Annotated in this window: 19 protein-coding genes; 11 read left to right on the forward strand and 8 right to left on the reverse strand. The window is 57.0% G+C overall.

Translation table 11 applies throughout. The annotated features are described in order from the left end of the window. The first annotated feature begins 2 nt into the window (after positions 1-2). Positions 3-1,331: a phosphate regulon sensor histidine kinase PhoR gene (gene phoR / locus E6W33_RS07690; RefSeq protein WP_136416077.1), complete on the forward strand. Its 1,329-nt coding sequence runs from the start codon at positions 3-5 to the stop codon at positions 1,329-1,331. An 8-nt stretch (positions 1,332-1,339) separates the two neighbouring features. Then, positions 1,340-1,888, forward strand: coding sequence for a type II toxin-antitoxin system HicB family antitoxin (locus E6W33_RS07695; protein WP_136416079.1), 549 nt, complete (start codon positions 1,340-1,342; stop codon positions 1,886-1,888). An 89-nt stretch (positions 1,889-1,977) separates the two neighbouring features. Here the strand turns inward: E6W33_RS07695 and E6W33_RS07700 are convergent, their stop codons facing one another. Both E6W33_RS07700 and E6W33_RS07705 read right to left on the reverse strand, forming a co-directional pair. Beyond that, on the reverse strand, positions 1,978-4,464 hold the full coding sequence (locus E6W33_RS07700; RefSeq protein ID WP_136416081.1) for an arsenate reductase (azurin) large subunit: 2,487 nt from the start codon (positions 4,462-4,464) through the stop codon (positions 1,978-1,980). Positions 4,465-4,477: 13 nt separating this feature from the next. Further along, on the reverse strand, positions 4,478-5,005 hold the full coding sequence (locus E6W33_RS07705; protein ID WP_348983152.1) for an arsenate reductase (azurin) small subunit: 528 nt from the start codon (positions 5,003-5,005) through the stop codon (positions 4,478-4,480). 283 nt (positions 5,006-5,288) lie between these two features. Here E6W33_RS07705 and E6W33_RS07710 point away from each other — a divergent pair, with 283 nt between their 5' ends. After that, the gene (locus E6W33_RS07710; protein ID WP_136416085.1) at positions 5,289-6,104 is read left to right on the forward strand and encodes a methyltransferase domain-containing protein; all 816 of its coding nucleotides are present in this window, start codon (positions 5,289-5,291) and stop codon (positions 6,102-6,104) included. A gap of 57 nt (positions 6,105-6,161) precedes the next feature. Here E6W33_RS07710 and E6W33_RS07715 read toward each other — a convergent pair whose 3' ends face one another. The 5 genes from E6W33_RS07715 to czcI all read right to left on the reverse strand — a co-directional run bounded on the left by E6W33_RS07715 (position 6,162) and on the right by czcI (position 13,132). Then, positions 6,162-6,542, reverse strand: a complete 381-nt coding sequence (locus tag E6W33_RS07715) for a hypothetical protein (protein WP_136416087.1) — start codon at positions 6,540-6,542, stop codon at positions 6,162-6,164. Between the two features lie 19 nt (positions 6,543-6,561). Next, a complete protein-coding gene (locus E6W33_RS07720; RefSeq protein WP_136416090.1) occupies positions 6,562-9,780 on the reverse strand; it encodes a CusA/CzcA family heavy metal efflux RND transporter in 3,219 nt (1,072 codons plus the stop codon). Positions 9,781-9,798: 18 nt separating this feature from the next. Beyond that, positions 9,799-11,382: an efflux RND transporter periplasmic adaptor subunit gene (locus tag E6W33_RS07725; RefSeq protein ID WP_136416092.1), complete on the reverse strand. Its 1,584-nt coding sequence runs from the start codon at positions 11,380-11,382 to the stop codon at positions 9,799-9,801. A gap of 9 nt (positions 11,383-11,391) precedes the next feature. Beyond that, positions 11,392-12,693: a TolC family protein gene (locus E6W33_RS07730; protein WP_136416095.1), complete on the reverse strand. Its 1,302-nt coding sequence runs from the start codon at positions 12,691-12,693 to the stop codon at positions 11,392-11,394. Between the two features lie 88 nt (positions 12,694-12,781). After that, entirely contained in the window at positions 12,782-13,132 is a 351-nt protein-coding gene (gene czcI / locus E6W33_RS07735; protein ID WP_136416097.1) for a cation efflux protein, CzcI family, read from the reverse strand. Positions 13,133-13,457: 325 nt separating this feature from the next. On the opposite strand from czcI, the gene E6W33_RS07740 reads away from it, so the two are divergent. Then, a complete protein-coding gene (locus E6W33_RS07740; RefSeq protein ID WP_136416099.1) occupies positions 13,458-13,988 on the forward strand; it encodes a hypothetical protein in 531 nt (176 codons plus the stop codon). Positions 13,989-14,068: 80 nt separating this feature from the next. Here the strand turns inward: E6W33_RS07740 and cadR are convergent, their stop codons facing one another. Continuing rightward, positions 14,069-14,509 (reverse strand): Cd(II)/Pb(II)-responsive transcriptional regulator, encoded by a 441-nt coding sequence (gene cadR, locus E6W33_RS07745; RefSeq protein WP_282183685.1) that lies wholly within the window; start codon positions 14,507-14,509, stop codon positions 14,069-14,071. Positions 14,510-14,606: 97 nt separating this feature from the next. Between cadR and E6W33_RS07750 the strand changes: the two genes are divergently transcribed. The 7 genes from E6W33_RS07750 to motB all read left to right on the forward strand — a co-directional run bounded on the left by E6W33_RS07750 (position 14,607) and on the right by motB (position 24,132). Further along, positions 14,607-16,832, forward strand: coding sequence for a heavy metal translocating P-type ATPase (locus tag E6W33_RS07750; RefSeq protein ID WP_136416101.1), 2,226 nt, complete (start codon positions 14,607-14,609; stop codon positions 16,830-16,832). 101 nt (positions 16,833-16,933) lie between these two features. Beyond that, positions 16,934-18,862 (forward strand): FTR1 family protein, encoded by a 1,929-nt coding sequence (locus E6W33_RS07755; protein ID WP_136416103.1) that lies wholly within the window; start codon positions 16,934-16,936, stop codon positions 18,860-18,862. Between the two features lie 1,486 nt (positions 18,863-20,348). Next, positions 20,349-20,666 (forward strand): flagellar transcriptional regulator FlhD, encoded by a 318-nt coding sequence (gene flhD, locus E6W33_RS07760; protein ID WP_136416105.1) that lies wholly within the window; start codon positions 20,349-20,351, stop codon positions 20,664-20,666. A gap of 40 nt (positions 20,667-20,706) precedes the next feature. Then, positions 20,707-21,267: a flagellar transcriptional regulator FlhC gene (gene flhC, locus E6W33_RS07765; RefSeq protein ID WP_136416107.1), complete on the forward strand. Its 561-nt coding sequence runs from the start codon at positions 20,707-20,709 to the stop codon at positions 21,265-21,267. Positions 21,268-21,294: 27 nt separating this feature from the next. Next, complete coding sequence (locus E6W33_RS07770) at positions 21,295-22,092, forward strand: class I SAM-dependent methyltransferase (protein WP_136416109.1); 798 nt, start codon at positions 21,295-21,297, stop codon at positions 22,090-22,092. A gap of 201 nt (positions 22,093-22,293) precedes the next feature. Next, a complete protein-coding gene (motA, locus tag E6W33_RS07775) occupies positions 22,294-23,154 on the forward strand; it encodes a flagellar motor stator protein MotA (RefSeq protein WP_136416111.1) in 861 nt (286 codons plus the stop codon). 27 nt (positions 23,155-23,181) lie between these two features. Beyond that, complete coding sequence (gene motB, locus E6W33_RS07780) at positions 23,182-24,132, forward strand: flagellar motor protein MotB (RefSeq protein WP_136416114.1); 951 nt, start codon at positions 23,182-23,184, stop codon at positions 24,130-24,132. Positions 24,133-24,177: the final 45 nt, after the last annotated feature.

The raw sequence follows: 24,177 nt of genomic DNA on the forward strand, positions 1-24,177 counted from the left end.
TCATGAATCCACAGTTGCTATTCTGGGTTCCGGCCGGCTTGCGTCTGTCGCTGCTGTTGATCGGCGCCGGAATTGTCTGGTACTTTTTTGGCTCAATCGCAGGCCTTGCGACGGGATTGATCGGCATGGGCATTGCGTTGGTTATGCAACTGCATTACCTGTATCGCCTTGCCGACTGGCTGGATCATCCGGCCAGCGCCAGGCTGCCGGACGGGTGGGGCGCCTGGACCGATATCTTTTCCCGCCTTTATAAACTGCGCCGCGACGACGAAAAAAACCAGGCCGAACTGACCGAGTGGCTGGCGCGCTTTCGGCAGGCGATGAGTCTGTTGCCGGATGGCGTGGTCATCATGGACGACGTGCTGTTCCTGGAGTGGTGCAATCCGGCGGCGGAAAAACATCTCGGCCTGCAGCTCGATCGTGACAAGGGCATGCGCGTAACCAATCTGATCCGCAGCCCGGAGTTCATGGATTACATCATCCTCGGGCGCTATGAGCAGCCGCTGACGCTTTCTCTGCGCGAGCGCAAGTTGATCGTGCAAATCATTCCGTTTGAAAATCGCCGCCAGATTCTCGTCACCCACGATGTGACCGATGCGGAACGGATCGAGATGATGCGGCGTGATTTTGTCGCGAATGCATCGCACGAGCTGCGCACACCGCTGACCGTTATTAACGGCTTTCTCGAAATCGCGGCGAACCAGCCCAATCTCGCAGCACAGACAAGGCTCGATCATCTCAAGCTGATGCGGGAGCAAGGCCTGCGCATGCAGAATCTGATTGACGATATGCTGGCCTTGACGCGGCTCGAGTCGATCGATTATCCAGTCCGACGTGAGCCGGTCAATATGTGGAGTCTGCTTGACCAGGTATTGCAGGAAGCGCACGCACTATCCGCCGGCAGACATGAGATCGGTCTGACGTTCGACGGGCCGGATATCCAGGGAAGTCGGGACGAATTACACAGTGCATTCAGTAACCTTGTTTCTAACGCTGTACGGTACACGGCTGCAGGCGGCGTCATTCAACTGATTTGGAAAGACACGGAAAAAGGACCGCAGTTCTCTGTTCAAGACAATGGGATAGGCATTCGGCCCGAACACATTTCCCGTCTGACCGAGCGCTTCTATCGTGTCGACAAGAGCCGTTCCCGGGAAACGAAGGGCACAGGGCTGGGTTTGGCCATTGTTAAGCATGTCTTATTGCGCCATGACGCCGTGTTGGCGGTTCACTCGGTACCTGATCAGGGAAGCACCTTTGCCGTGAAATTTTCACGGACCTGTGTTGCTAAAGGGGACCGTGCCGCCCCTCTCCTCGATGAAATTGTCTAACTCCTGCGATGCAGCCGCGCTACCACATTCATCTCTATCACGATGGCGTTATCTATGTCGCCAACGTGCCGGAGCTGGCGGGCTGTCGTGGAAAAGGGCAAAGCTATGCCGAAGCACTCCAGCGTGCCGAACAGGCGATCGAGGAATGGATCTTTAACGCAGTCAATACAGGAAAGCCGATTCCCGCGCCAACCACGCCGGTTTCATCCGCACGAGCAATGCGTCCGGCAATGATGAGGAAATACGGACCGGTGAAATACCGCCTCATCGAAAAATTCGGCAACTTGTCCAATAGGCAGCTGGCGGCTTGCATTGGATTGATCGCGCCCGACGCACCGGTGATGCTGTCGAGCGCATTCTCAGGTCGAGGAACTCGCCAGGTGCGCTGCGCTATCGCGCGATCGCTCAACGAACCTCCTTCATCGGTATGGCCATCCTTGCCGCAAGAGACCAAGGCGGCCGACGATAAAGCGTATTACGAATTGTTGAAAACGATGGAGGCTGAAGCGAACTTGCCCGCATCACCTCAGAAGCCCAGACCGACGTTGACGCGGTAGTTGCGTCGCCGGCGCGGCCAATCAGAACATATAGGGCTGGTGGAGGGGGCAGGTATGGCTTGCGCCAGTCAGCGCCCCCCCGATGTCGATTATGTCGATAGAAACCGTCTGCTCTTGAAACTAACCGTCTCCCTGAAGTCTTGCACGGGGCCGATCCGACGAATGTTGGCCCAGGTTCCCTTGTAATAGGGCACCACGTTGCGGTCCACCCAGGACGTGGTCACGTTGCCCATGACCCCGTTATAGTGCCCGAACTGCATGAACGTCTGGTTGCGCTTGATTTGCGGCTCCAGGTATGCCAAGGCGTAGGTTGACCCATAATCGTTAAATACCTCCACGACGTCGCCAGACGCAACATTCAACGCGCGCGCATCTTCGGGGTTCATCTCAAGGTACGCCATTGGAACGCGCCCGCGGACAAACTCGTTGTACTGGTCGTGATACATGGTCTGCCATACTTCGTTGATCCGGCCATTGTTTATCCAGAATCGGTACTTTGCCTTCTGGTCCGCCACGGGTTTCGGCAGCCCCGCCCAAGTGGCCGGCTTGAATTCCGCCTTGCCATCCTTGGTGTCGAATTTGTTGTCCATGTATAGCATTTCCGTGCCTAACAACTTGCCATCCTTGTAGTCCTTTGCCGGCAGCTGCACGCCGTTGTTGCCCATCGCACGCAACCTTGCATAGGTGACGAGATGGCCGGTTTTATCACCTTGGCTGTCGATCGGTTCGACGCCGGGTTGTCCCACGCGCCGAAAGCCGTCATTGAAGGCGTCTTCTTCAGTCTTCCAGTCGAAGCCGGCGAACCGTGCCACCATGTTCTGCTTCCCTTCGACCTGGTACATCCGCTTCAACGTATTGGCAATGTCGGCAGCAATCAGGCAATCGGGCTTGGCCGATCCAGGTGGGTCCATGAATTTTTCAGACAAGCGCATGCGGCGTTCGCCATTCATCGACGTCAGATTCATCTCGCCCGGATGCGCTGCGGGCAGCATCAGGTGCGCCGCCTCTGCGAGCGTGGTCGGATAGAGATTGATATTGACGAGAAACAGCCCGCCTTTGTTTTTCACCGCGTCATATATCGCATCCACCATTTGCGGTGTCGAGCCGCCGCGCGTCTTTGCGATCGCATCCTTGACGATGCTGGCGCGCCGCAGGATCACCGCGCGATGCTGTTGTGCATTGAGCGTGGTCTGGAATGGATTGGCACCCCACGCGGTGTACATCATGCCTTTGCCGTTGATGATTTCTTGGTCGACAAAGGTCTTGCCTTCACCCGGATAGTGGGGACGGGTATAACCTTCCTGGTGTCCGCCCATGCGGACGACGCCGGTGCCACGGCGCCCGACGTTGTGCGTGGCCAGCACCAGATCGACCAATGCCGATTGGATCACGTAATTGTCGTTTCCCCAGATGATGCCCTTTTCATAGGCATGCATCGTATGCGGTCGATGCCCGGAAGGCTTGGGCTTGTACGCCCACTCTGCCGCCTGCTTCAGTTTGTCCACCGGGATACCGGTAATGCGGCTGGTATCCTCTAGCGACATGCGGTTGGTCTTTATCGCCGCCTCAAACCCCTTGGTATAGGCAGCGATGAACTCCTTATCGTGCCACCCCTGATCCACCACATACGTCATCAGGCCGTTGAACAATGCGATATCGGTACCGGGCTCGATGTCCAGGTGCAGCACATTGGCTTTGCCAGCCGCCTGTTCTGAGACGGTCATGGTGTCAGTACGGCGAGGGTCAACAAAAATTATCTTTGCGGCACCGACGCTCTCACCGGGAAACCGCTGTTTCTTTTTATCAATCGTTTTTCCCTGCAGGTTGGGTATCCAGTGCGCCAGGAAATAGTTGGTCTGCGTTTCATAGGAATTACACCCGATCGCCATCATCACGTCGGCCAGTTCGGCGTCTTCGTAACTGTTGTTGAGTTCGCTGATGCCCATGTCACGCGTGGCATGGCATTCGGAGTTGTATGCAGGCCGGTTATGGATCCGTACCAGCGGAGTCTTGAGGGCATCGAACATCAGTTTGCCGGTCGCCCACGTGTTTTCGAATCCGCCGCCGGCGCCGCCGTGATCGAAGCAATCGAAGGCCAGTGCTGCCGGTCCGTCGTTGTCGAGAATTTTCTTTGTCAGTCCAGCATACAACGCGAGCGCGTCCTCCCAACTGGTATCGACCCACTGGTCGGCCACATAAACGCGCGGGCTGCGCAGCCGTTCCTTTCCGACGCCGGAGGGGTTATACATTACCTTGGCCATTTGTCCGCCGCGCGTGGACGACAACCCCTGATTCACCACACACTGCTTATCAGGCACGATCATGATGTTGGAGCGCTTGCCATCCTTGTCGGTAACCGTGTTTTGCATAGCCGGCGTCATCACGATGGACAGTGGCGGGAGTTGCTTGCGAAACTCCAGCCCGAGCGCGTTTTGCTCGGGGGCGCGTCCTCCTTCCATGTTTTCTGGCCATTTGTACACGTGATAGCCGCATCCCACGATGCAGAAGTGGCATGTCATATTGGTCTTTTGGGCCCCCACTGGGGGCAGGGCGACACGGTCTTTGCTGGTACTCATGGTGCGCCTCCATTCAAAGTAGGTTGGACTGGCGTCCGTAGATCAGTCCTTCCACACCGACTGCCCTTACCGTGTCGTCCTTGGCGTTATATTCAAGTACGATGGCTGGCAGGTTTTCCGTGGCTTGTCCGGAGACCATCTGACCGGATCTCTCGGGATCAAAAGTGCTGAAATGGCAGGGGCACTTAAAGGTCTTCGCCGCAGGGTCATACGACACCGGGCAGCCCATATGCGTGCACTGCGTGCTGTAGGCGACGATGTCCTGATTGGGGCCGACACCGCCCGGTACCGGTGTACCCATCTTGAGAACTGCGCATGGGGATGAGGGATCGGGAAACGTGAAGGCGACTGGGACATTATTTTTCATTTGTCCGGCACGTCCGATCACCTTTGGCACATAGGGTAGGGTGGCACGTCCGACATCGGCCGGTGGTGCCTCAGCGTGGGTCGCTTTTCCGACCGTAATGCCAACGCCTGCGGCGGCGCTGCCAGTAACTTTCAGAAAATCTCTTCGGCTTAATGTCATGGTCTCCTCCGCCATCAATGTGAGGGAAAGCGTTCGCTTATGGTCCAACGTTGAAAGTAGGCTGCTATAAGGACAGCGTCAAATTGCCGAAACTGAGATTAGGAAAGCCAAGAAGCGCGGTGGATCACATCAGCGTCTGCGATTTACACTGAGGTATTGATGATTACTAATTAGAGCAATGACTGCGGAACTTCAAGCTCTATGCGGAAGGGCATTGATCTGCGGCTAAAACATGAACGGGCGGGTGCTTGTCCGACAGCCACTGGGCAACAAGATCCCATCGAAGTCGAGAAGCAGAATGTTGGATCTCCCAAGTAGCTGCGGGGTGACAACACACGTGTATCCCTTGCTCGGGTTGTTGTTTTTGATCGCCGTGGCATCGTTGAGCTGCTATCTGGCCAAAGTAAATATGGGGGCAAGTCAATGCCAATTCGAGAGTGGCCGCTGGAGGATTGAACCAATGAGTTGTTGTAGTCATTGCGTCGATGCGGAAAGCCTTTTCACACAGCGAATAGCGCAGCGCGACCTTCTTCGCTACCGCAAGTACGGGCCACGCTTCTCGACTCGACTGTTGCTTCGAGTGATCGGTCCGCCAGGAACTCATGCCAAGACGCTTCTCGACATCGGTGGCGGAATAGGCGCAATTCCACATGAACTTCTGGCGTCTGGGCTGACCAGTGCGGTCCTTGTCGAGGCATCTGTCGCATACCTCCATGTTGCCGAGGAGGAAGCGAACCGCCGTGGACATCGTAAGCGTCTAATCTGCCACCATGGAGATTTCGTCGAATTGGCCAGTGAATTGGCACCAGCGGACATTGTCACTCTCGACCGCGTGATTTGCTGCTATCCGGATATGGAAACGCTCGTTGACGCGTCGATAGCCAAAGCAAAGCATGTCTACGCGCTAGTGTATCCGCGCGAGCGGTGGATCACCAAGATAGGAGCCGGGCTGGTGAACGTATTTCTCCGTCTGCGTGGCGGTGCTTTCCGCACCTATATACACTCAAGCAAGGCTGTGGATGCCGTCATCCGGCGGCATGGCTTTCGCCGCAGCTTTTATGAACGAACAGTACTGTGGCAAGTTGTCACATATGTTCGCAGCGACGCCCCATAGCGGGCCGCTACGGGGCTGACAAGCGGGAAATGATGGCCGTGTTGCGCGGCCATCTCGTTACTTCAGCTTGAACTTTACATTCTGCAGAGTTTTTCCCGCGGCCGTCACGCTTGCCGCGACCTTCGTGCCGGGAGAGAGCTTGAAATTGCCTTTTGCTTCCAGCTTGTTGCCGCCTGCCGGGACGAGTTTGACATCCGTCTTTTCGCTGCCGGTCAGCAGAGTCACTGTGGCAGAGCCTCCCGCCACATCGACCGGCTTGTCCTCGTCCCGTACATACAAGGTAATTACATCCGGCTTTGCCACCAGTTCGTACTGAACCTCGCTCACTTCAGTGACGATGCCGCCATGCATCGGTTTGGCTTCATGCGCATAGACGGCATTCATGGTCAGGAGTAGCGCCGTCGCAGCGGTCAGCAGCAGTTTTTTGGTAAAGCTCATCGATATGTCCTTTCGAAGGTTAATGGAGCGACGAAGTTTCAGAATGGGGCACGGCATTGCGTTGTAAAACGGGTGGCATTGTGGCGTTGCCCAGAGCCGTATCGGAATCCTCGTCGCGGCGATGTGCAAGCCGATACAAGATCGGCAGGACCAGCAATGTCAGGACCGTCGACGACAGAATGCCGCCGATGACGACGGTTGCCAGCGGCCGCTGCACTTCGGCGCCAGTGCCGGTGGCGAGTGCCATCGGCACGAAGCCCAACGATGCGACCAGGGCCGTCATCAATACCGGGCGCAGACGGGTCAATGCGCCTTCGCGAATGGCTGCGTCCAGCGTTCGTCCTTCTTCACGCAGGTTACGGATGAATGAAATCATCACAAGGCCGTTGAGCACTGCAACGCCGGACAGCGCAATGAAACCCACCGCCGCGGAAATCGACAGCGGGATACCGCGCAACCAGAGCGCAACGATGCCGCCGGTCAGTGCAAACGGAATGCCACTAAACACCAGCAAACCATCCTTGATATTCCCGAACATCGTGAACAACAACGTAAAGACCAGCAGCAGCGCGAGCGGCACCACAATCTGCAGGCGTTGTGTGGCCGACTGCAGTTGCTCGAACTGACCACCCCAGGTCGTCCAGTAACCGGCCGGGATCTTTACCAGTTGCCGGATTTGCTGTTCCGCTTCCGCTGCGAAGGAGCCGATATCGCGTCCGCGGACATTGGCGCTGATGACGATACGGCGCTTGCCATCTTCGCGGCTGATTTGATTCGGACCGGGCGCGAGTTCCAGACTGGCCACTTCACCGAGCGGGATATACGTTGCCCGGCCATCGTTGTTTTGTCCGTGCGGCAGCGACAGCGGCAGACGCTTCACGGCTTCCAGGTCGTTGCGCAGGCTATCGGGCAGTCGAACGATGATGTCGAAACGGCGGTCGCCCTGGAACAGGGTGCCGGCTTCTTTCCCGCCCACGGCAATCGCAACGGCATCCTGCACATCGGCGACGTTCAAGCCATAGCGGGAGGTTTTGTCGCGATCGATATGAACCGTCAACATCGGCAACCCCGTGGTTTGCTCGACCTTGACTTCCGCAGCGCCCGGGACCTTGCCCAATACAGCGGAGATCTTGGCAGCAGTGTCGTTGAGCACTTCCATGTCGTCACCGAACAGCTTCACCGCCACGTCGCTGCGCACACCCGAAATCAACTCGTTGAATCGCAACTGGATCGGCTGCGAAAATTCGTAGTTGTTGCCCGGAAGCCTGGAAACGGTCTCCTGTACCGCCGCCAGCAGTTCGTCGCGGGTTTTGCGCGGTTCCGGCCACTGGTCATGCGGTTTCAACATGATGTAGCCATCCGAAATATTCGGCGGCATCGGGTCGGAAGCGATTTCGGCCGTGCCGGTGCGCGCAAATACCCGGTCGATTTCCGGATGCGTCTCTTTCAGCGTACGCTCCAGTTGCTGCTGCATGGCGACCGATTGCGACAGGCTGGTGCCGGGAATGCGCAATGCCTGGATCGCAAAATCGCCTTCATTCAGGCTGGGCACAAACTCGCTGCCCATGCGGGTGGCGAGCAGGGCGGACAGGATGATCGTGACCGCGGCAAAGGTCAGCACTACCGGCTTATTCAGCATCACCTTATCCAGCACTGGCGCATAAAAACGCTTGGCACTTTGCATCAGGGCGTTTTCGGCTTCGGCGACCTTGTTGCCGATGAAAAGCGCCACCGCCGCCGGGATAAAGGTGACGGACAGGATCATCGCCCCCAATAGCGCCGTTACCACCGTGAAGGCCATCGGATGGAACATGCGGCCTTCGACGCCTGTCAGCGCAAAGATCGGCAGGTACACCACCATGATGATCAACTGCCCGTACAACAGGGGCCGCCTGGCTTCCCTGGATGCGGCGAACACTTCATGGAAGCGCTCCGTGAGCGTCAAGGGTCTGCGATGATGTGCCTGTGCATGGGCCAACCGTCGCACGCAATTCTCCACAATAACGACCGCGCCATCGATGATGATGCCGAAGTCGAGCGCACCCAGGCTCATCAGGTTGGCGCTGACCTTGTAGCTCACCATGCCGGTGAAAGTGAAGAGCATCGCCAGCGGGATAACCAGGGCCGTAATTACGGCTGCACGGATATTGCCCAGGAAGAGGAACAGGATGACGATGACGAGCACTGCGCCTTCCAGCAGGTTCTTCTTTACCGTATCAATGGCTTTATCGACCAGCGACGTGCGGTCATACACGGTCACCGCCTGTACGCCTTCCGGTAACGTGCGGTTGATCTCCACCATCTTCTTGTCGACCGCCTGCGACACGGTGCGGCTGTTCTGGCCGATCAGCATGAATACCGTGCCCAGCACGACTTCGCGCCCGTTTTCGGTGGCGGCGCCGGTGCGCAGTTCGCGGCCGATATCGACTTCGCCGACATCGCGTATCCGGATCGGTACGCCTCGGACATTGCCGAGAATAATGTTGCGGATGTCGTCGATCGACTGCACTTGGCCGGGTGCGCGGATCAGCAACTGCTCGCCGCGTTTCTCGATATAGCCGGCACCGGTGTTGCTGTTGTTACGATCCAGCGCCGTCACAATATCCTGCAAAGTCAGGCCGTAGGAGGCGAGCTTTTCCGGAATCGGTGCGACCTGATATTCCTTGGCAAAGCCGCCGATTGAGTTGATCTCGGTGACGCCCGGCACATTGCGCAGTTGCGGCTTGATGATCCAGTCCTGGATTTCGCGCAGGTCGGTCGGCGTGTAAGGCGAGCCGTCCGGCTTCTTCGCACCTTCTTTGGCTTCCACTGTCCACAGGTAGATTTCGCCCAGGCCGGTCGAGATCGGTCCCATGGCTGGCGTCACGCCGGCTGGCAAGCGCTCCTTGGCTTCCTGGATGCGCTCATTGACCAACTGTCGCGCGAAATAAATATCGGTGCCATCCTTGAAGATCACGGTGATCTGGGACAGGCCGTAGCGCGACAGGGACCGGGTTTGCTCCAGATTGGGCAAACCGGACATGGCCGTTTCGAGCGGGAAGGTGATGCGTTGCTCGGTTTCCAGGGGTGAGTAACCGGGGGCAGCGGTATTGATCTGCACCTGGACATTGGTGATATCCGGTACGGCATCGATCGGCAGCTTTTGATAGCTGAACACGCCGACCGCTGCCATGCCGAGCACCGCGAGAAGTATCAGCCATCGCTGTTCGACGGCAAAACGTATGATGCGCTCAAACATAGTGATTTACCTTCCGCATCAATGGGTATGTTCGGCACTGGCTTTACCCAGTTCCGACTTGATCACGAAGCTGCCTGCCGCGGCATACTGGCTGCCCGGCTTCACCCCCTTGACGACTTCGACCAGTTTCCCATCGGTGCGGCCCAGCGCGATCTGCTGCGGCAGAAAGCCTCCCGGCACGCGTACAAAGATCGTGGGCTTGTCGTTCACGTTGTGTACTGCCTCGGTCGAGACAGCAACGGGAACATCCGCTTCGCTGGAGACGATTTCCACATTAACGAACAGACCGGGGCGCCATGCCATCTGCGGATTGGCGAGTACGACACGTGCCTTGGCGGTACGTGTCTGCTCGCCGAGCAATGAGCCGACATAGGCGATCGTTCCCGTTGCTTTCGCGTCGAATGCCGTGGCCTTGACCGTAACCTTCTCGCCGACGCGTACGACGTTCAGGTCCTTTGCAGGGACCGCGACTTCGGCCCAGACCGTCGACAAATCGGAAATCGTGAAGATATCGGCGTCCTCCTTGACGGCCTCGCCGAGGGATAGGTGCTTTTCCACCACCGTGCCATCGAACGGCGCGCGCACCTCGTAGCTGGTGAGCGAACCCGAGGTGCCGGTATTGGCGCCTAATGCCCGCAGCTTTTGCTGTGCATTGCGCACCGCGATCTCCGCTTCCTGCATCGCCTGCCGGGCCTGCAGGTAATCCTGTTCAGCCGAGATCTTGTCCTGCCATAGCTTTTTCTCGCGCTCGTAGGTGGTCTTCGCCAGAGACAGGCGCTTCTGCGCGGCGAGCGACTCGCTGCGCTGCTCGGACAAGCCAGTGCTCGCAATGACGGCCAGTACCTGGCCTTTTTTGACCTTTTGTCCCAGGTTCGCGTGGACTTTTTCTACCACGCCGGCCAACCGAGGTACGACGTGGGCAGTCCGGTCTTCGTTAAAGTGGACCTCCCCGGGCAAGGTGACGGCGCTGTTCAGTTTCGCCGCCCCAGCGGTCTGGACCGTGACGCCGGCCGCTTTGACCTGTGCGTCCGCCAGTTCGATCTTCCCTTCCTGTTCTGCAAACGTGAACAGATATGGCTCTTTGCTGGTTTGGGCCGCTACCGTTGCCTCAAACACGTGAGGCTCTGCCACGATCTCCTTGCTCTTCAAATAATCCTTTTCCGGGATAAAGGAGATTTCCTGCTTCTCGCCATCAGGGCGTGTCAATGTGATGGAAACCTTGGCGGCGTTGCTGGGCAAGGGCTTGTCCTCTTTGAACAGATAGACGCGGAAACGCGGTTCGCCGCCTTCTTCCGTGAGCAGGACTTCCACTCCGAAATCGTCTTCTTCGAGCATCCTGCCGCCATGCGGCCCCTTGGCACTTTCTTTGTCATGGCGATCATCGTGTCCATCGTGCCCATGCTCATCCTTATGGCCGTGCTTGTCGCCGTCTTTTTCATCGAGATGGTCCGCATGTTTTTCTTCATGTGCGTGTCCATGTTCATGCGCATCGCCTGCGGGTTTGGATTTTTCCATGCCCAGGATCAGGCCGCCCAATAAGGCGCCGATGGCAACAATGACAGCGATGGAAATGGTTTGCTTTTTACTCAGATTGGTTTTCATGATCGGTTCTTACTGCTTGGTAGCGTGCGAAGATTCACCGAGAAGGCGATCGATCTCGGCGGCGGCGCGATGCGCTTCGGACAGCGCGCGCAGGTATTGGGATTTGGCCTGTAATAGGGTGCGTTGCGCATCCAGCACATCGAGAAAGCTGAACTTGCCGAATTCGAAGCCCTTGGCCGCAGCGTCGTAGGCGCTTTGAGCGCCGGGCACAATCTCCTTCTGCAATGCGTCCGCCTCCTGGCGCGCCAGGTTCAGCTGTTCATAAGCTTGCGCGAGATCGCTATCGAGACGGGTCTCGGTTGCAGACAGTTCATCGCGCGCTTTTTCCGTCCGACGTAAGGATTCCAGGACATTGCCGTGATTGCTGTCGAACAGCGGAAGAGGAATGGAGACACCCACAATCGCCTGGTTGCGTCCCAATTCTTCGGATCGTTTGACACCGAGACTGACCGTCACATCAGGGACGCGGCGGCTGCTCTCCAATTGGGCGAGCGCCTGGCGCCGATCGACCTCGCTACGCGCGCGCGCAACAGCCGGAGCAGTGGAAAGGCGGGCCGACAATTCAGTGAAGGCTGGCAGTTCGGGCAGCGTTTCAAGCTGGCCCTCGGCGCGATCAAAGAACGGGGTCGGATTACTCCAGGTTGCTGCGAGCCGTTTGCGTGCGGCCGCCAATTCCGCTTTCGCTTGATTGAGTTCCAATCGCACGCTCGATTCGGCCACCCGCGCTTTGGTTTCTTCCACTGGTGACACCTTGCCCGCAGCAACGCGTTTGGATGCGATCGTGGTCGCGTGTTGGGCCAGGTCAGTGGATGTTTGCGCAAGACGCATGCGTTCCTGCGCCGCAAGGACGTCAAAAAACGCACTGATGACGGTCGCGCGTACTTCCGCTTGTTTCGCATTCAACTCGGCCGACGCTGCGTTGCGGCCGTGTTCCGCGGCTTGCATGCGGGCTGCACGCTTGCCGCCCAGTTCAATCGGTTGGTTGAATTGCAGTGTGGTCTCGCGCGTTTCGCGGTGCGTATCTTGAACCGAGAACTCCAGAGCAGGATTGGGGAGTACGCCGGCTTGCATGACCGATGCGTCGACCGCTTGCAATTCATGGCGGGCGGCCGCCAAGTCCGGGTTCGCCTCCAACGCGAATAAGAGCGCAGCATGCAGCGTGAGCGGAACCGCTGGCTCCTGCACGCCGGTTGGACGGCCAGCCATCGGCAGCGCAATGGTGCGATTGGTTGATGAAGAAATAACATTTTCCGCGACGGCGTTTGATACGCCGAGTGCCACAAACGTCAGTGGCAACAAAAGCCTGTACATCGAAATCTCCTAATGGAAGGGAAAGACTTCGACGAGACGTCCGAGGAGTATTGCTAAGAAGTTAGTAACAACAGATGGTCTCGTCGGCTTAAGCGACGAGACGCCAGTCGGGCCGACGAGGGCCGTCCGGGATATGGGAAGAATAAGACAGTGCCGGCAGAGTCTGCGAGTAGATTAATCCGTCAGGAACGACGATAGGATGCTCTTCCGCCACGAACGGTGACTGACACGCCAAATGACAATATTCGCAATCGGTGTGGATTTTGAACGGGTTACCTGAGTCTTTCACCGTGTCCGATTTCGCGTCATGGGCGTGGCTGTGATGGCCAAAGTGCTGCGTTGTCCGCTCGGTTTCATGCTGACAATATACGGCTGCCGCAGCCCAGCTAAACTGGTACGGCAACAGCATCAACAGGAAAATGAGGAGAAATTTTTTCACGGCCGAGATAATAACATTTCTATCTGATGTCATTAACGTAGTGTTACGGACGATGATGTACTACCGTTGCTGATCAAGGAAAGGCCCCTCCCGTTCGATGCCGACGACGCTGGTCATGCCGTCGTGTTGGCATCTGAGCATGTCGTAGAAGTAACTCAGATACAGCACGGAATCCGCGGCTATTTTGACCCGAATCAGTGGAGACTGACTGCCTGCAGGAGTACAACGGGCATGAGGATGTTGCCAATATTTTAATGACGTGTTTAGACTGGTTCAACAACTGAAAAGTAGGTTGCTTGAGCAGATAACCGTGAAGGAGAAAGCAATGAAGTCAATGATCGTGGTCGCCATGGCACTTGCCAGCTCAATAGCGTTTGCCCAGCAAACAGCACCTTCGGCGGCAAGCAGCGCACAAGCAAAGCAAACCGCACCGAACCCAGCCGAATTCGACAAGCAGATGGCGCAGGTGCAGGAAAACATGAAGAAGATGCAGGAGCAGATGGCAAAGCTGCAGCAGACTCAAAATCCGCAAGAACGCCAACGCTTGCTCGACGACCATTGGTCAACGATGCAAAACACCATGGGCATGATGCACGGCATGTGGGGGCCAGGAATGATGGGCTGTTGTGGTTCAGGCCCGATGGGAGGGGGACACATGATGGGTGGCCCAATGATGGGCGGACACATGGGGTGGGGCGGGATGAGCGACTATTATTCCAATCTGACGCCGGAGCAGTTGAAACAACGGCAGTACATGACGGACCAATACCTGGCTGCCCAGCAGACGATGATGGATCACATGATGTGGCATCAGCGTTGGATGGGACAGATGCCACCACGTCCCGTCCAGAAATAGACCGCTGTATCTACAGCAGGCACGATCGACGTCGCCTCTGCCTTTCAGAGGGGGCTCGTGATGCGACAACGGACCATTTGTTAACGCGGCGCCATCTGGCAACCGGACTGACAGGTGCCAGCATGGGTGAGCCCCTGCAAAATGCCACAGTCCTTCACCACGTGTCCTGTTTGGCACTGGCGACGCAATGTCTTGAGCTGCTGCTGCAATGCCTTAAGTTCTGCAATACGGCGGCTCACCTGCTCGATATGCCGGTCCAGCATCGCATTCACTTCGCCGCAGCTTTCATTAGGTGCGTCCCGTAGCCGCAGCAGGGTCCGCACGTCATCGAGTGTCATATCCAGCGAGCGGCAGTGGCGGATGAACTGCAACCGCTCGACATGCGCATCGCCATACAGGCGGTAGTTACTCTGCGACCGTGCCGGCTCGGGCAAGAGTCCTTCCTGTTCGTAAAACCGAATGGTTTCGACCTGACATCCCGTGAGTTTGGATAACTCGCCGATCTTCAATGCGGCTTGCATGAAGCCTCCTTCCTGCGTTTTTAACAAATGCTTGACTCTATAGTAGCTATAGGGTCTCTAATGTGCAATATGAGAAAGATATGCACAGGAGAATTACATGAGTTGCTGTGACAACAAGGGTTGTTCCGCTAGTGTGGCCCCGATTGCACCCGTGGTAGTCAGCCCGGGCGCCGCCGAAGCGGTGTTCCTAATTCAGAAAATGGATTGTCCGACCGAAGAAAAGCTGATTCGCAGCCGGCTACAGGGCATGGATGGCATCGAGAACATGCAATTCAATTTGATGGAGCGCGAGCTGACCGTGCGCCATCGTCTGACGTCGGTCGATCCGATCGTGGGTGCGCTTAAATCACTCGGCATGGAGCCGGTGACTAAGTCCGACTCGCTTGGAGCGGCGCCCGAGTTTGTGGATGAAGGCGATGAGACCGGCAAACATCGCATTCCTCGCCGCACCTGGATCCTGATGACGATTTCGGGATTGACGGCAATTAGCGCGGAAATTGTGGCGTGGAGTACCGGGCAGGAGGGATCGTGGCCGGTTATCGCACTGGCACTCATTGCGATCCTGACCGGCGGCCTCGACACCATGAAGAAGGGATGGATTGCGCTGCGCCACTTCTCGCTGAACATGAATTTTTTGATGTCGCTGGCGGTGATCGGCGCGGCCATCATCGGGCAATGGCCGGAAGCGGCGGTCGTCATCTTCCTGTTCGCGCTGGCTGAACTCATCGAAGCGATGTCGCTCGATCGCGCGCGAAACGCGATCAAGGGCTTGATGGCGATGTCGCCCGAAACCGCCACCGTGCAGATCGATGGTCAGTGGCGCGACATACCTGCCAAGCAGGCGTCGTTGGGCGCAATTGTCCGGGTCAAGCCAGGCGAGCGCGTCCCACTCGACGGGGTAGTGACCGAAGGGCAGACGACCATCAATCAGGCGCCGATCACTGGTGAAAGCATGCCCGTGCCCAAGCAACCGGGCGATCCGGTATTCGCCGGCACGATCAACGAGCGCGGCGCGTTCGACTATTCAGTCACCGCATTGCAAAGCAATTCCACGCTCTCACGTATCATCAAGAGCGTCCAGCAAGCCCAAGGGGATCGCGCACCGACGCAGCGATTTGTCGACCAGTTCGCGCATTACTACATCCCCGCGGTGGTACTCCTCGCGTTACTGGTCGCGGTAGTCCCGCCATTGTGGATGGGTGCCGCTTTCCAGCCCTGGCTCTACAAGGCCTTGGTGTTGCTGGTGATCGCGTGCCCCTGCGCACTGGTCATCTCCACCCCGGTGACCGTGGTGAGCGGACTGGCTGCCGCCGCACGGCACGGCATTCTCATCAAAGGCGGCGTCTATCTGGAGCAGGGACATAAGCTGAAGGCGATCGCGCTTGACAAGACTAGCACTGTCACCGTCGGCAAGCCGGGTGTTACCGATGTGTTGAGGGTTAAAGAGGGCAATGAAGGGACGCTGTTGCGCTACGCGGCCAGCCTGTCAAGCTGTTCCGATCATCCAGTGTCGAGCGCCATCGTCGCTCACTGGCGTGAACAGAACGGTACACAGCCGCTGGCGGATGTGACCGAATTCCAGGCTATCACTGGACGCGGCATCAAGGGCAAGATCAATGGCGAAATGTTCTATCTCGGGAATCACCGATTGGTACATGAGCTGGTGATATGCAGCCCTGAACTGGAAGCCACACTGGAGAACCTGGAAGAGCAGGGCAAAACGGTGGTGGTGTTGTGTTCCGTCGCCTCGCCGCTGATGGTGCTCGCGGTTGCAGATACGATCCGTGAGACCAGCGTTGATGCCGTCGCGCGGCTTCGCGCACTCGGTGTCGAGGTAGTGATGCTAACGGGTGACAACGACCATACTGCACGGGCGATCGCTGACAAGGCCGGCATCGCCGATGCCCGCGGCAACCTGCTGCCGGAAGATAAGCTCGCGGCGATCAATCAGCTGATTCACACGCACGGTTACGTCGGGATGGCGGGCGATGGAATCAATGATGCGCCCGCATTGGCCAAGGCCAGTATCGGCTTTGCAATGGGAGCGGCCGGCACCGACACGGCGCTGGAAACTGCCGATGTGGCGCTGATGGACGACGACCTGCGCAAGATTCCCGATTTCATACGGCTCAGCGCCAAGGCGCGTTCGGTCCTGATGCAAAACATCGTACTGGCTTTGTCGATCAAGGCGGTGTTTCTGGTGCTCGCGCTAGCCGGAGAGGCGACGCTCTGGATGGCCGTGTTCGCCGACATGGGCGCCAGCCTGTTGGTCGTCATGAATGGTCTGCGGCTGTTAAAACTGGATAACGCACACACTAAATGACGGTTCTCCCGTATATATGGCCGTTGTCGCGCCCCGCTCAAATCTAAACTATAATTATTCTCATTTGGCCGCCGGGTCACTCGTCTTTTGGTGAAAATCCTATGCAAGCGCTGCGACTTTTCTTAATTGCACTTTTCTGTCTGATATCGTCGGTTTCGACGGCCCAGGCCGATGAAGCCGGTACACAAGACAAGGCAAAACAGATCTGGCAACTGCTTGATTACCTTGCCGTCGACTATGGCAAGGCAGTCAAGGACGGCAAGGTGGCTAGCAAGGATGAATACGCCGAGATGCAGGAATTCGCGCACGCCGCCGAGCGGCAGTTGGCCGAACTGCCGGCAACTCCCGCCACGCCCGCGTTGCTGAAAGGCGCAGCCGGATTGCGTGCAGCGATTGCGGAGAAAGCCCCGCCGGCGACCGTCGGCGATCAGGCCCGCAACCTAGCATCCGGACTGCTAGCCGCCTATCCGGTGCCAATGTCACCCACCAAGCTGCCAGACCTGCAGCAAGGGGTGAAGCTTTATCAAAGCCAGTGCGCGTCTTGCCATGGTGTCTCCGGGCATGCCGATGGGCCGTTGGCGGCCAAGTTGAGCCCGCCGCCGATTGCGCTGGCTGACCATGAGCGGGCGCAGGAGCGCAGCGTGTTCTCGCTGCAGCAGATTATTACGCGCGGCGTAGAGGGCACTTCGATGGCAAGCTTTGCGCAACTGTCGGAGGGCGATCGTTGGGCCATCGCTTATTTTGCGTCGACACTGTCGTATTCGGATAGCGACCGGCAGGCTGGCGCCAAGCTATGGTCATCGCGCCCTGACTTGCATGCGGTCGTGCCTACGCTCGCCAAGTTGAGCGAGACCTCTGAAACGGCGCTGGCCAAGACCACTGGTGCCGATACTGCTCGTAGTTTGGTCGCCTATCTCCGGAGTACGCCGGAAGCATTGAATGCATCGAGCGCAGACAGCCTCCTCATTGCCAAGGACAAACTGAAGGAAAGTGTGGTGGCGCTGGACAAGGGCGACACGTCGGTCGCATCGCAACTGGCGTTATCTGCCTATCTCGACGGTTTCGAACCGGTCGAGCCGGCGCTCGCGGCAAAGAATCAGACGCTGTTCGAGGATATCGAAAAAACGATGGGTACCTATCGCAATGCGGTGACGAGTGGTCAGATCCAGAAGGCACACGAGATCGAACAACGTCTGCAGACGCTACTGACCGAGGCTCAGTCCGCGCTGAGTGGCTCGAACGATCCATTGTCCACCTTCATCGGTGCCCTGACGATTCTGCTACGTGAGGGACTGGAAGCATTGCTGGTAGTGGTCGCGATGCTGGCGTTCCTGAAGAAAGCCGAACGCAAAGACGTACTCCCTTACGTGCATGCGGGTTGGGTCGCCGCGCTGGCCGCAGGAGGGTTGACCTGGGCGGTGGCGACTTACCTGGTTGACCTGAGCGGTGCGAGCCGCGAGATGACCGAAGGCTTTTCCGCCATCTTTGCCGCCATGGTATTACTGGGCGTGGGCATCTGGATGCACCAGAAGAGCCTGGCAGGGCGCTGGCAAGCCTATGTAAAGCAAAAGCTGTCATCAGCGCTGAACAAGAAATCGGCGATGATGTTGTTCCTGCTATCGTTCGTCACGGTCTACCGTGAGGTGTTCGAAACCGTGCTGTTCTACGCAGCGCTCTGGACAGAGGGTAATGGCATATACATGCTCGCCGGCCTTGGCTCAGGGATTGCGATTCTCAGCGCAATTGCGGCCATACTGCTGCGTTCCACCGCGCGGCTGCCGATCAGCCAGTTCTTCGCGTTCAGTTCCGCCTTGGTCGGGGTGCTGGCGGTTGTCCTGATGGGCAAGGGCGTCGCTGCACTGCAGAAGGTCGGCTTCCTGCAGATCACGCCGATCACCATGCCGCGGATCGATGTGCTGGGCATCTATCCGTCGATGCAAACAATTGTGGCGCAGGTCCTGATTTTATTGGTGATCGTGGCCAGCATCACCTATAACGTACGTGCGCAGGGGAAGGCGAAGGCTGCATAACAGGCCGAGTCATTCCGCATTGCGCCATTAAATTGCAGAGCGATAACTGTTGGGGCGGTCGAATCAGCATATCCCTGAAGTATTCGGCTGCTTGGACAACACAACGCGTGATTCACCCCACTCCAATTCATATAGTTCTCTTCGAGAAAAAAGGCGTACCATCTTGAAGACGTTTCTGTGGTTGTACAGACGCTCCGGCAAACCCGATGAGTTTGCATTTCGCAGAGACCTGCTTGCGCTGTTACAGCTTTGTCGATTGGGAATAGCGCCGAAGATCTGGCGCTGTTGTCATTTTGGTATGTAAAATGACCAAATACGGATTGAGTGAAGAGCGGGCTCCAGATCTGAATTGCTAATAATATTGCGTGTGGTTCGGTTACAGGCGCATTTTGTGGACGGCCCGCAATGCGAAGTTTTAAGGCCATATTTGCGGCCATGACGAAATCGATATTCGCCTTAGTCTAGGAACCATGCGGGTTGTAAGGCATCATAGGAATCCCTCCGTCCGCCAGATAACATGAAGCCCCGATCGGGGCTTTTTGTTTTTTTATCTCACGGCATGCGTGATGATATCCATGTCATGCCATTTCACTCCCGAGCACCGCAGAATCCGGCGGCCCTAGGCGATAGAGCTCCTCCGATCCATGATTTGCAGGGATAGCGATGTGCGAGTTTGTCGTCGTACATCGCATTGATCTTCGATCAGTCAAGGGCTATGGTGTCGCGCCACACCGATACGTCGAGCCACTGCTCAGTGGATGGCGGGCGCGATCTGTGCACAATCCCATTTCTTCTGCCGCATCAACTGCCATCGATATAAATGGGCGGCTTTGCGTGTAGTACGGCTTGCTCGGAGACCGGCAGGCGCGGCCACAATACCCGCTTTGCGATTCATGCCGCGGCGCATGCCAAGGTCGAGCAGGCGCCAAGCTGACAAGTATTCTCTTTGCTCCCAACAAAATTAATAAAAAAACAATGGGAAGGCTGATGGTGGGCCGTGGTTTTAAAAATTTGCCCTCCACCCTAAAGTTTGGGCTTCTTGCATCCGATAAACCTCAAAGCAGGTAAGCGAGCAAAAATATTTCAAATATTTTTGTGCCGAACCCTAAAGTTTGGCGAAATGCGGCCGTTATACAACACAGCGGTATGACGAATAGTTTGAAATAAATCGGCGAAAGCCACTTATTGCAATCCTGAACGCATATAAGAAAAACAAATTTTTACAATTTGCTCCCCGGCCGGGACGGCTGAAGCGATCCGCCCTGATCGCCTTGAAAGCCGCGCCACGAGCCGATCTCCGCACTTTTCCGAGAGTGCGGATGCGACGCTGCCTGGCGCTTGTAAGACAAACGCCTACAGGTGGCGTTCGCGTGCGCCTGACTGAAAATACGGCGCAGTGCCTATTTCCATCAAGCAAGTTCAAGCTCAGAATTCATCTCACTGGGATGCCAGTAGGAAATATTTTCCATAGGGCAAGGAGATGAAAATGAACACGAACGACATGATGGCTGAAATTCGTGATGCTAATTTGAGCTATTTGATGCTCGCGCAGCAAATGATTCGTTCCGATAAAGCAACAGCCATTTTCCGGCTGGGAATCAGCAGCGAAATCGCGGATTTGATCGAAGGTCTGAACAATGCCCAGATTCTGAAGCTCGCCGGTACCAACATGATGCTGGCGCGGTTTCGCTTCGATGACGGTGCAATTCTCGGTATGTTGACGAATTACAACAAGGACCGCGAGCTGGCGCATTCGCATGCGGCAATCCTGATGGCAGGCCAGCAGGTCGAGGAAATTTCCTGACCGGTTTTATTGCAGGTGTTGGAGACGAGGCGAGGACAACATGGCGAAGAAAAGCGTAGTCACGGAAGCGCAGGAAATTCAGCTCGCGATCGAGCTCATCAATCTGGGCGCGCGCCTTCAGCTGCTTGAATCCGAAACTTCCCTGTCGCGGGAGCGGTTGCTGAAGCTGTACAAGGAACTCAAGGGAGTTTCGCCGCCAAAAGGAATGCTGCCGTTTTCGACCGACTGGTTCATTACCTGGCAGCCAAACATCCATTCTTCACTCTTCATCAATATCCACAAATACCTGGTTGAGCACGCGCAGATCTCGGGGATCGAGGCTGTGATGAAGGCCTACAAGCTCTACCTTGAGCAGGTGGAGCCTGATGCGAGCGGCGAGCCGGTCTTGTCGCTGACGCGCGCCTGGACCCTGGTGCGTTTCTTCGAAAGCAAAATGCTGGAGACAGCCTGCTGCAACAAGTGCGGTGGCGATTTTGTCGTGCACCGTCTCGACCTCCACGCCGACTATACGTGCGGACTGTGCCATATGCCGTCGCGTGCCGGGAAAACCAAGAAGGCAAGGGACGAGGCCGCAGGTTCTGCAGCCGTATCGTCGATTTGATTTCTGCTTGATATCAAAAGATCAATAATGGATGGCGGCCGTCCGCAACAGGGTGTGCCGAACGCCAAGGTATTTCGCAGCGTTCCAGCCGTTCAGGCGCTGCTGATCCAGGCAATCTCTTTCACCTTGGTGCTGGTCATGGCGTACGTCATGACCACGCTGACAAACAATCAACTCAGCATAGGTGCCGCCGCGATCCTGCAAGGCGTGGTTGCCGCAAGCATTACACGCTGGCGCGACATGGCAGCATGGTGGGCACCGATTCAGCTGCTGTTTCCGATGGCGGCAATCATCGTGCATGCGATGCATTTGCCGGCGTGGATATTTCTCACCGCATTCATTCTGCTGCTCGGCTTGTTCTGGACGACATTCCGTACGCAGGTTCCTTACTATCCATCCACGCCGGCCATATGGGAGGCGGTCTCCGCCTTGCTGCCACGAGATCGCTCCTTACGCTGTATCGATATCGGCAGCGGGTTTGGCGGCTTCGTTCTGCACACGTCGGCCCTGAGGCCGGAGAGCGTTTTCACGGGTATCGAGGTGGCGCCGCTGCCTTGGCTGGTCAGTGCATTGCGTGCTGTGACCACTCGCAGCAACGCGCGATTCGTTCGCGGTGATTACGAGCGGCTGGATTTGGCTGACTTCGACGTCGTGTTTGCCTATTTGTCTCCGGCGGCGATGCCTTCGCTGTGGCGCAAGGCGAACGCGGAGATGCGTCCGGGTTCGCTACTGCTCAGTTGCGAGTTCGACATCCCCGGTGTCGAGCCTCACATCGTCAAGCACGTAACGAAGGATGCCGCTCCCTTGTACGGATGGCGCTTTTGACGGGCGTCGAGCACGCGCTTCGCATCGTCGCTGCTTGTCTCTGCTCAAGTTCCTCGCTTTCGGGTCGTAACCCCAAATGAAAGGCGTCTTTCGGATACCTGTTCGACCTTTATAAAAATTTACTGGTTGTTATCCTGAATGCGAATTGGCAGAATGTTGAATTGAGGAAATAGCCTCTTCTAACAACCGGAGCACTTACCCTTGCTAGTCCTTGTTGGTTATCTCATTGTTCTTGGCTCCGTTTTCGGTGGCTTCGTCATCGCCGGCGGGCATCTGGCTGCGCTGCTGCAGCCGGTTGAACTTCTGATGATCGGCGGTGCGGCGGTCGGCGCTTTTTTTGTCGGTAACAACGGCAAGGCGATCCGCGGCACGCTCAAGGCATTGCCGACGGCGCTCAAGGGTTCCAAGTACACCAAAGCGCTCTACATGGAGCTGATGACCTTGTTGTTCGAAATTCTCACCAAGGTCCGCAAGGAAGGCTTGATGTCCATCGAGGGCGACATCGACAAGCCGGAAGAGAGCCCCATCTTCAGCAAGTACCCCGGCATTCTGTCGGACCATCACATCATCGAATTCATGACCGATTACCTGCGGCTCATGGTTTCCGGGAACATGGACGCGTTCCAGATCGAGAATCTGATGGACAACGAAATCGAGACGCATCATTCGGAGGGGGAGATCCCTGTGCATACGGTTGCCAAGATGGGCGACGCGATGCCGGCATTCGGTATCGTGGCCGCCGTGATGGGCGTGGTGCACACGATGGAGTCGGTCGGCCTGCCGCCGCAGGAGCTCGGCATCCTGATCGCGCATGCGCTGGTCGGCACCTTCCTCGGTATTCTGCTTTCCTATGGCTTCGTCGGCCCCTTGTCCAGCGTGCTGGAGCAGAAGCTGCACGAGTCATCGAAGATGTTCCAATGTGTCAAAGTGACATTGTTGGCGAGCTTGAATGGTTATGCGCCGGCGCTGGCCATCGAGTTTGGCCGCAAGGTGCTGTTCTCGACGGAACGGCCGTCGTTCATGGAGCTGGAAGAACACATCAAACAGTCCAAGTCCAAGTAAGAACGAACCTCAGAAACGGAAGACAACATGGCCGACGAAGGGCTTCGTCCCATCATCGTAAAGCGGGTCAATAAATCCGGTGGCGGCCATCACGGCGGCGCTTGGAAGATCGCGTATGCGGATTTCGTGACTGCGATGATGGCCTTCTTCCTGCTGATGTGGCTGATGGGCTCGACGGCGAAGGGGGATCTGCAAGGGATCGCGGAATATTTCAAGACACCTTTGAAGGTGGCGATGTCCGGCGGCAGCGGTGCCGGCGACAGTTCAAGCATCGTGCAGGGCGGTGGCAAGGATCTGACGCGCAAGGACGGTCAGATCAGAAAAGCGGATGATCCCGAGATCAAGAAGACCTACAATTTGCAGGCAACCCACCTGCGCGATGCAGAGAAGGAGCTGGAGCGCCAGGAGCTGACGCGCTTGCGAAGCCTGAAGGCACGCATCGAGGAAGCGATCGAGGCAAGACCCACGCTCAGGCAGTTCAAGAAGCAGCTCTTGATTGATATTACAACAGAGGGCTTGCGTATACAGATCGTAGACGAGCAGAATCGACCTATGTTCGCTCTCGCGAGCGCGGAGCTGCAACCTTATACCAGGGAGATTCTGGTCGAGATAGGACGTGCGTTGAACGACGTGCCCAACAGGGTGAGCCTGTCGGGCCATACTGATGCAAAGCCGTATGCCAATGGCGAGAAGGGTTACAGCAATTGGGAATTGTCTGCAGATCGGGCGAATGCGTCGCGCAGGGCACTGATCGCGGGGGGCATGGATGAAACAAAGGTGCTGCGAGTGGTCGGTTTGTCATCGGCCGTGCCTGCGGACAAGAACGATCCGTTCAACCCGATCAACAGACGGATCAGCATCATCGTAATGAACAAGAAGACGGAAGAATCCGCATCCAAGGACGGTGGGACGGTAGACGTATCCAGTGAAGCGCAAGCCAAGAAAGAACTGGTTAACGCTGCGGCCGCCGCGCATTGAATGATGTTACCTGTAGTCTGGACGACTAGCGGTATGGGGGCAGGA

The sequence above is a fragment of the Herbaspirillum sp. ST 5-3 genome, from assembly GCF_004804275.1.
Classification (GTDB): Bacteria; Pseudomonadota; Gammaproteobacteria; order Burkholderiales; family Burkholderiaceae_D; genus Noviherbaspirillum.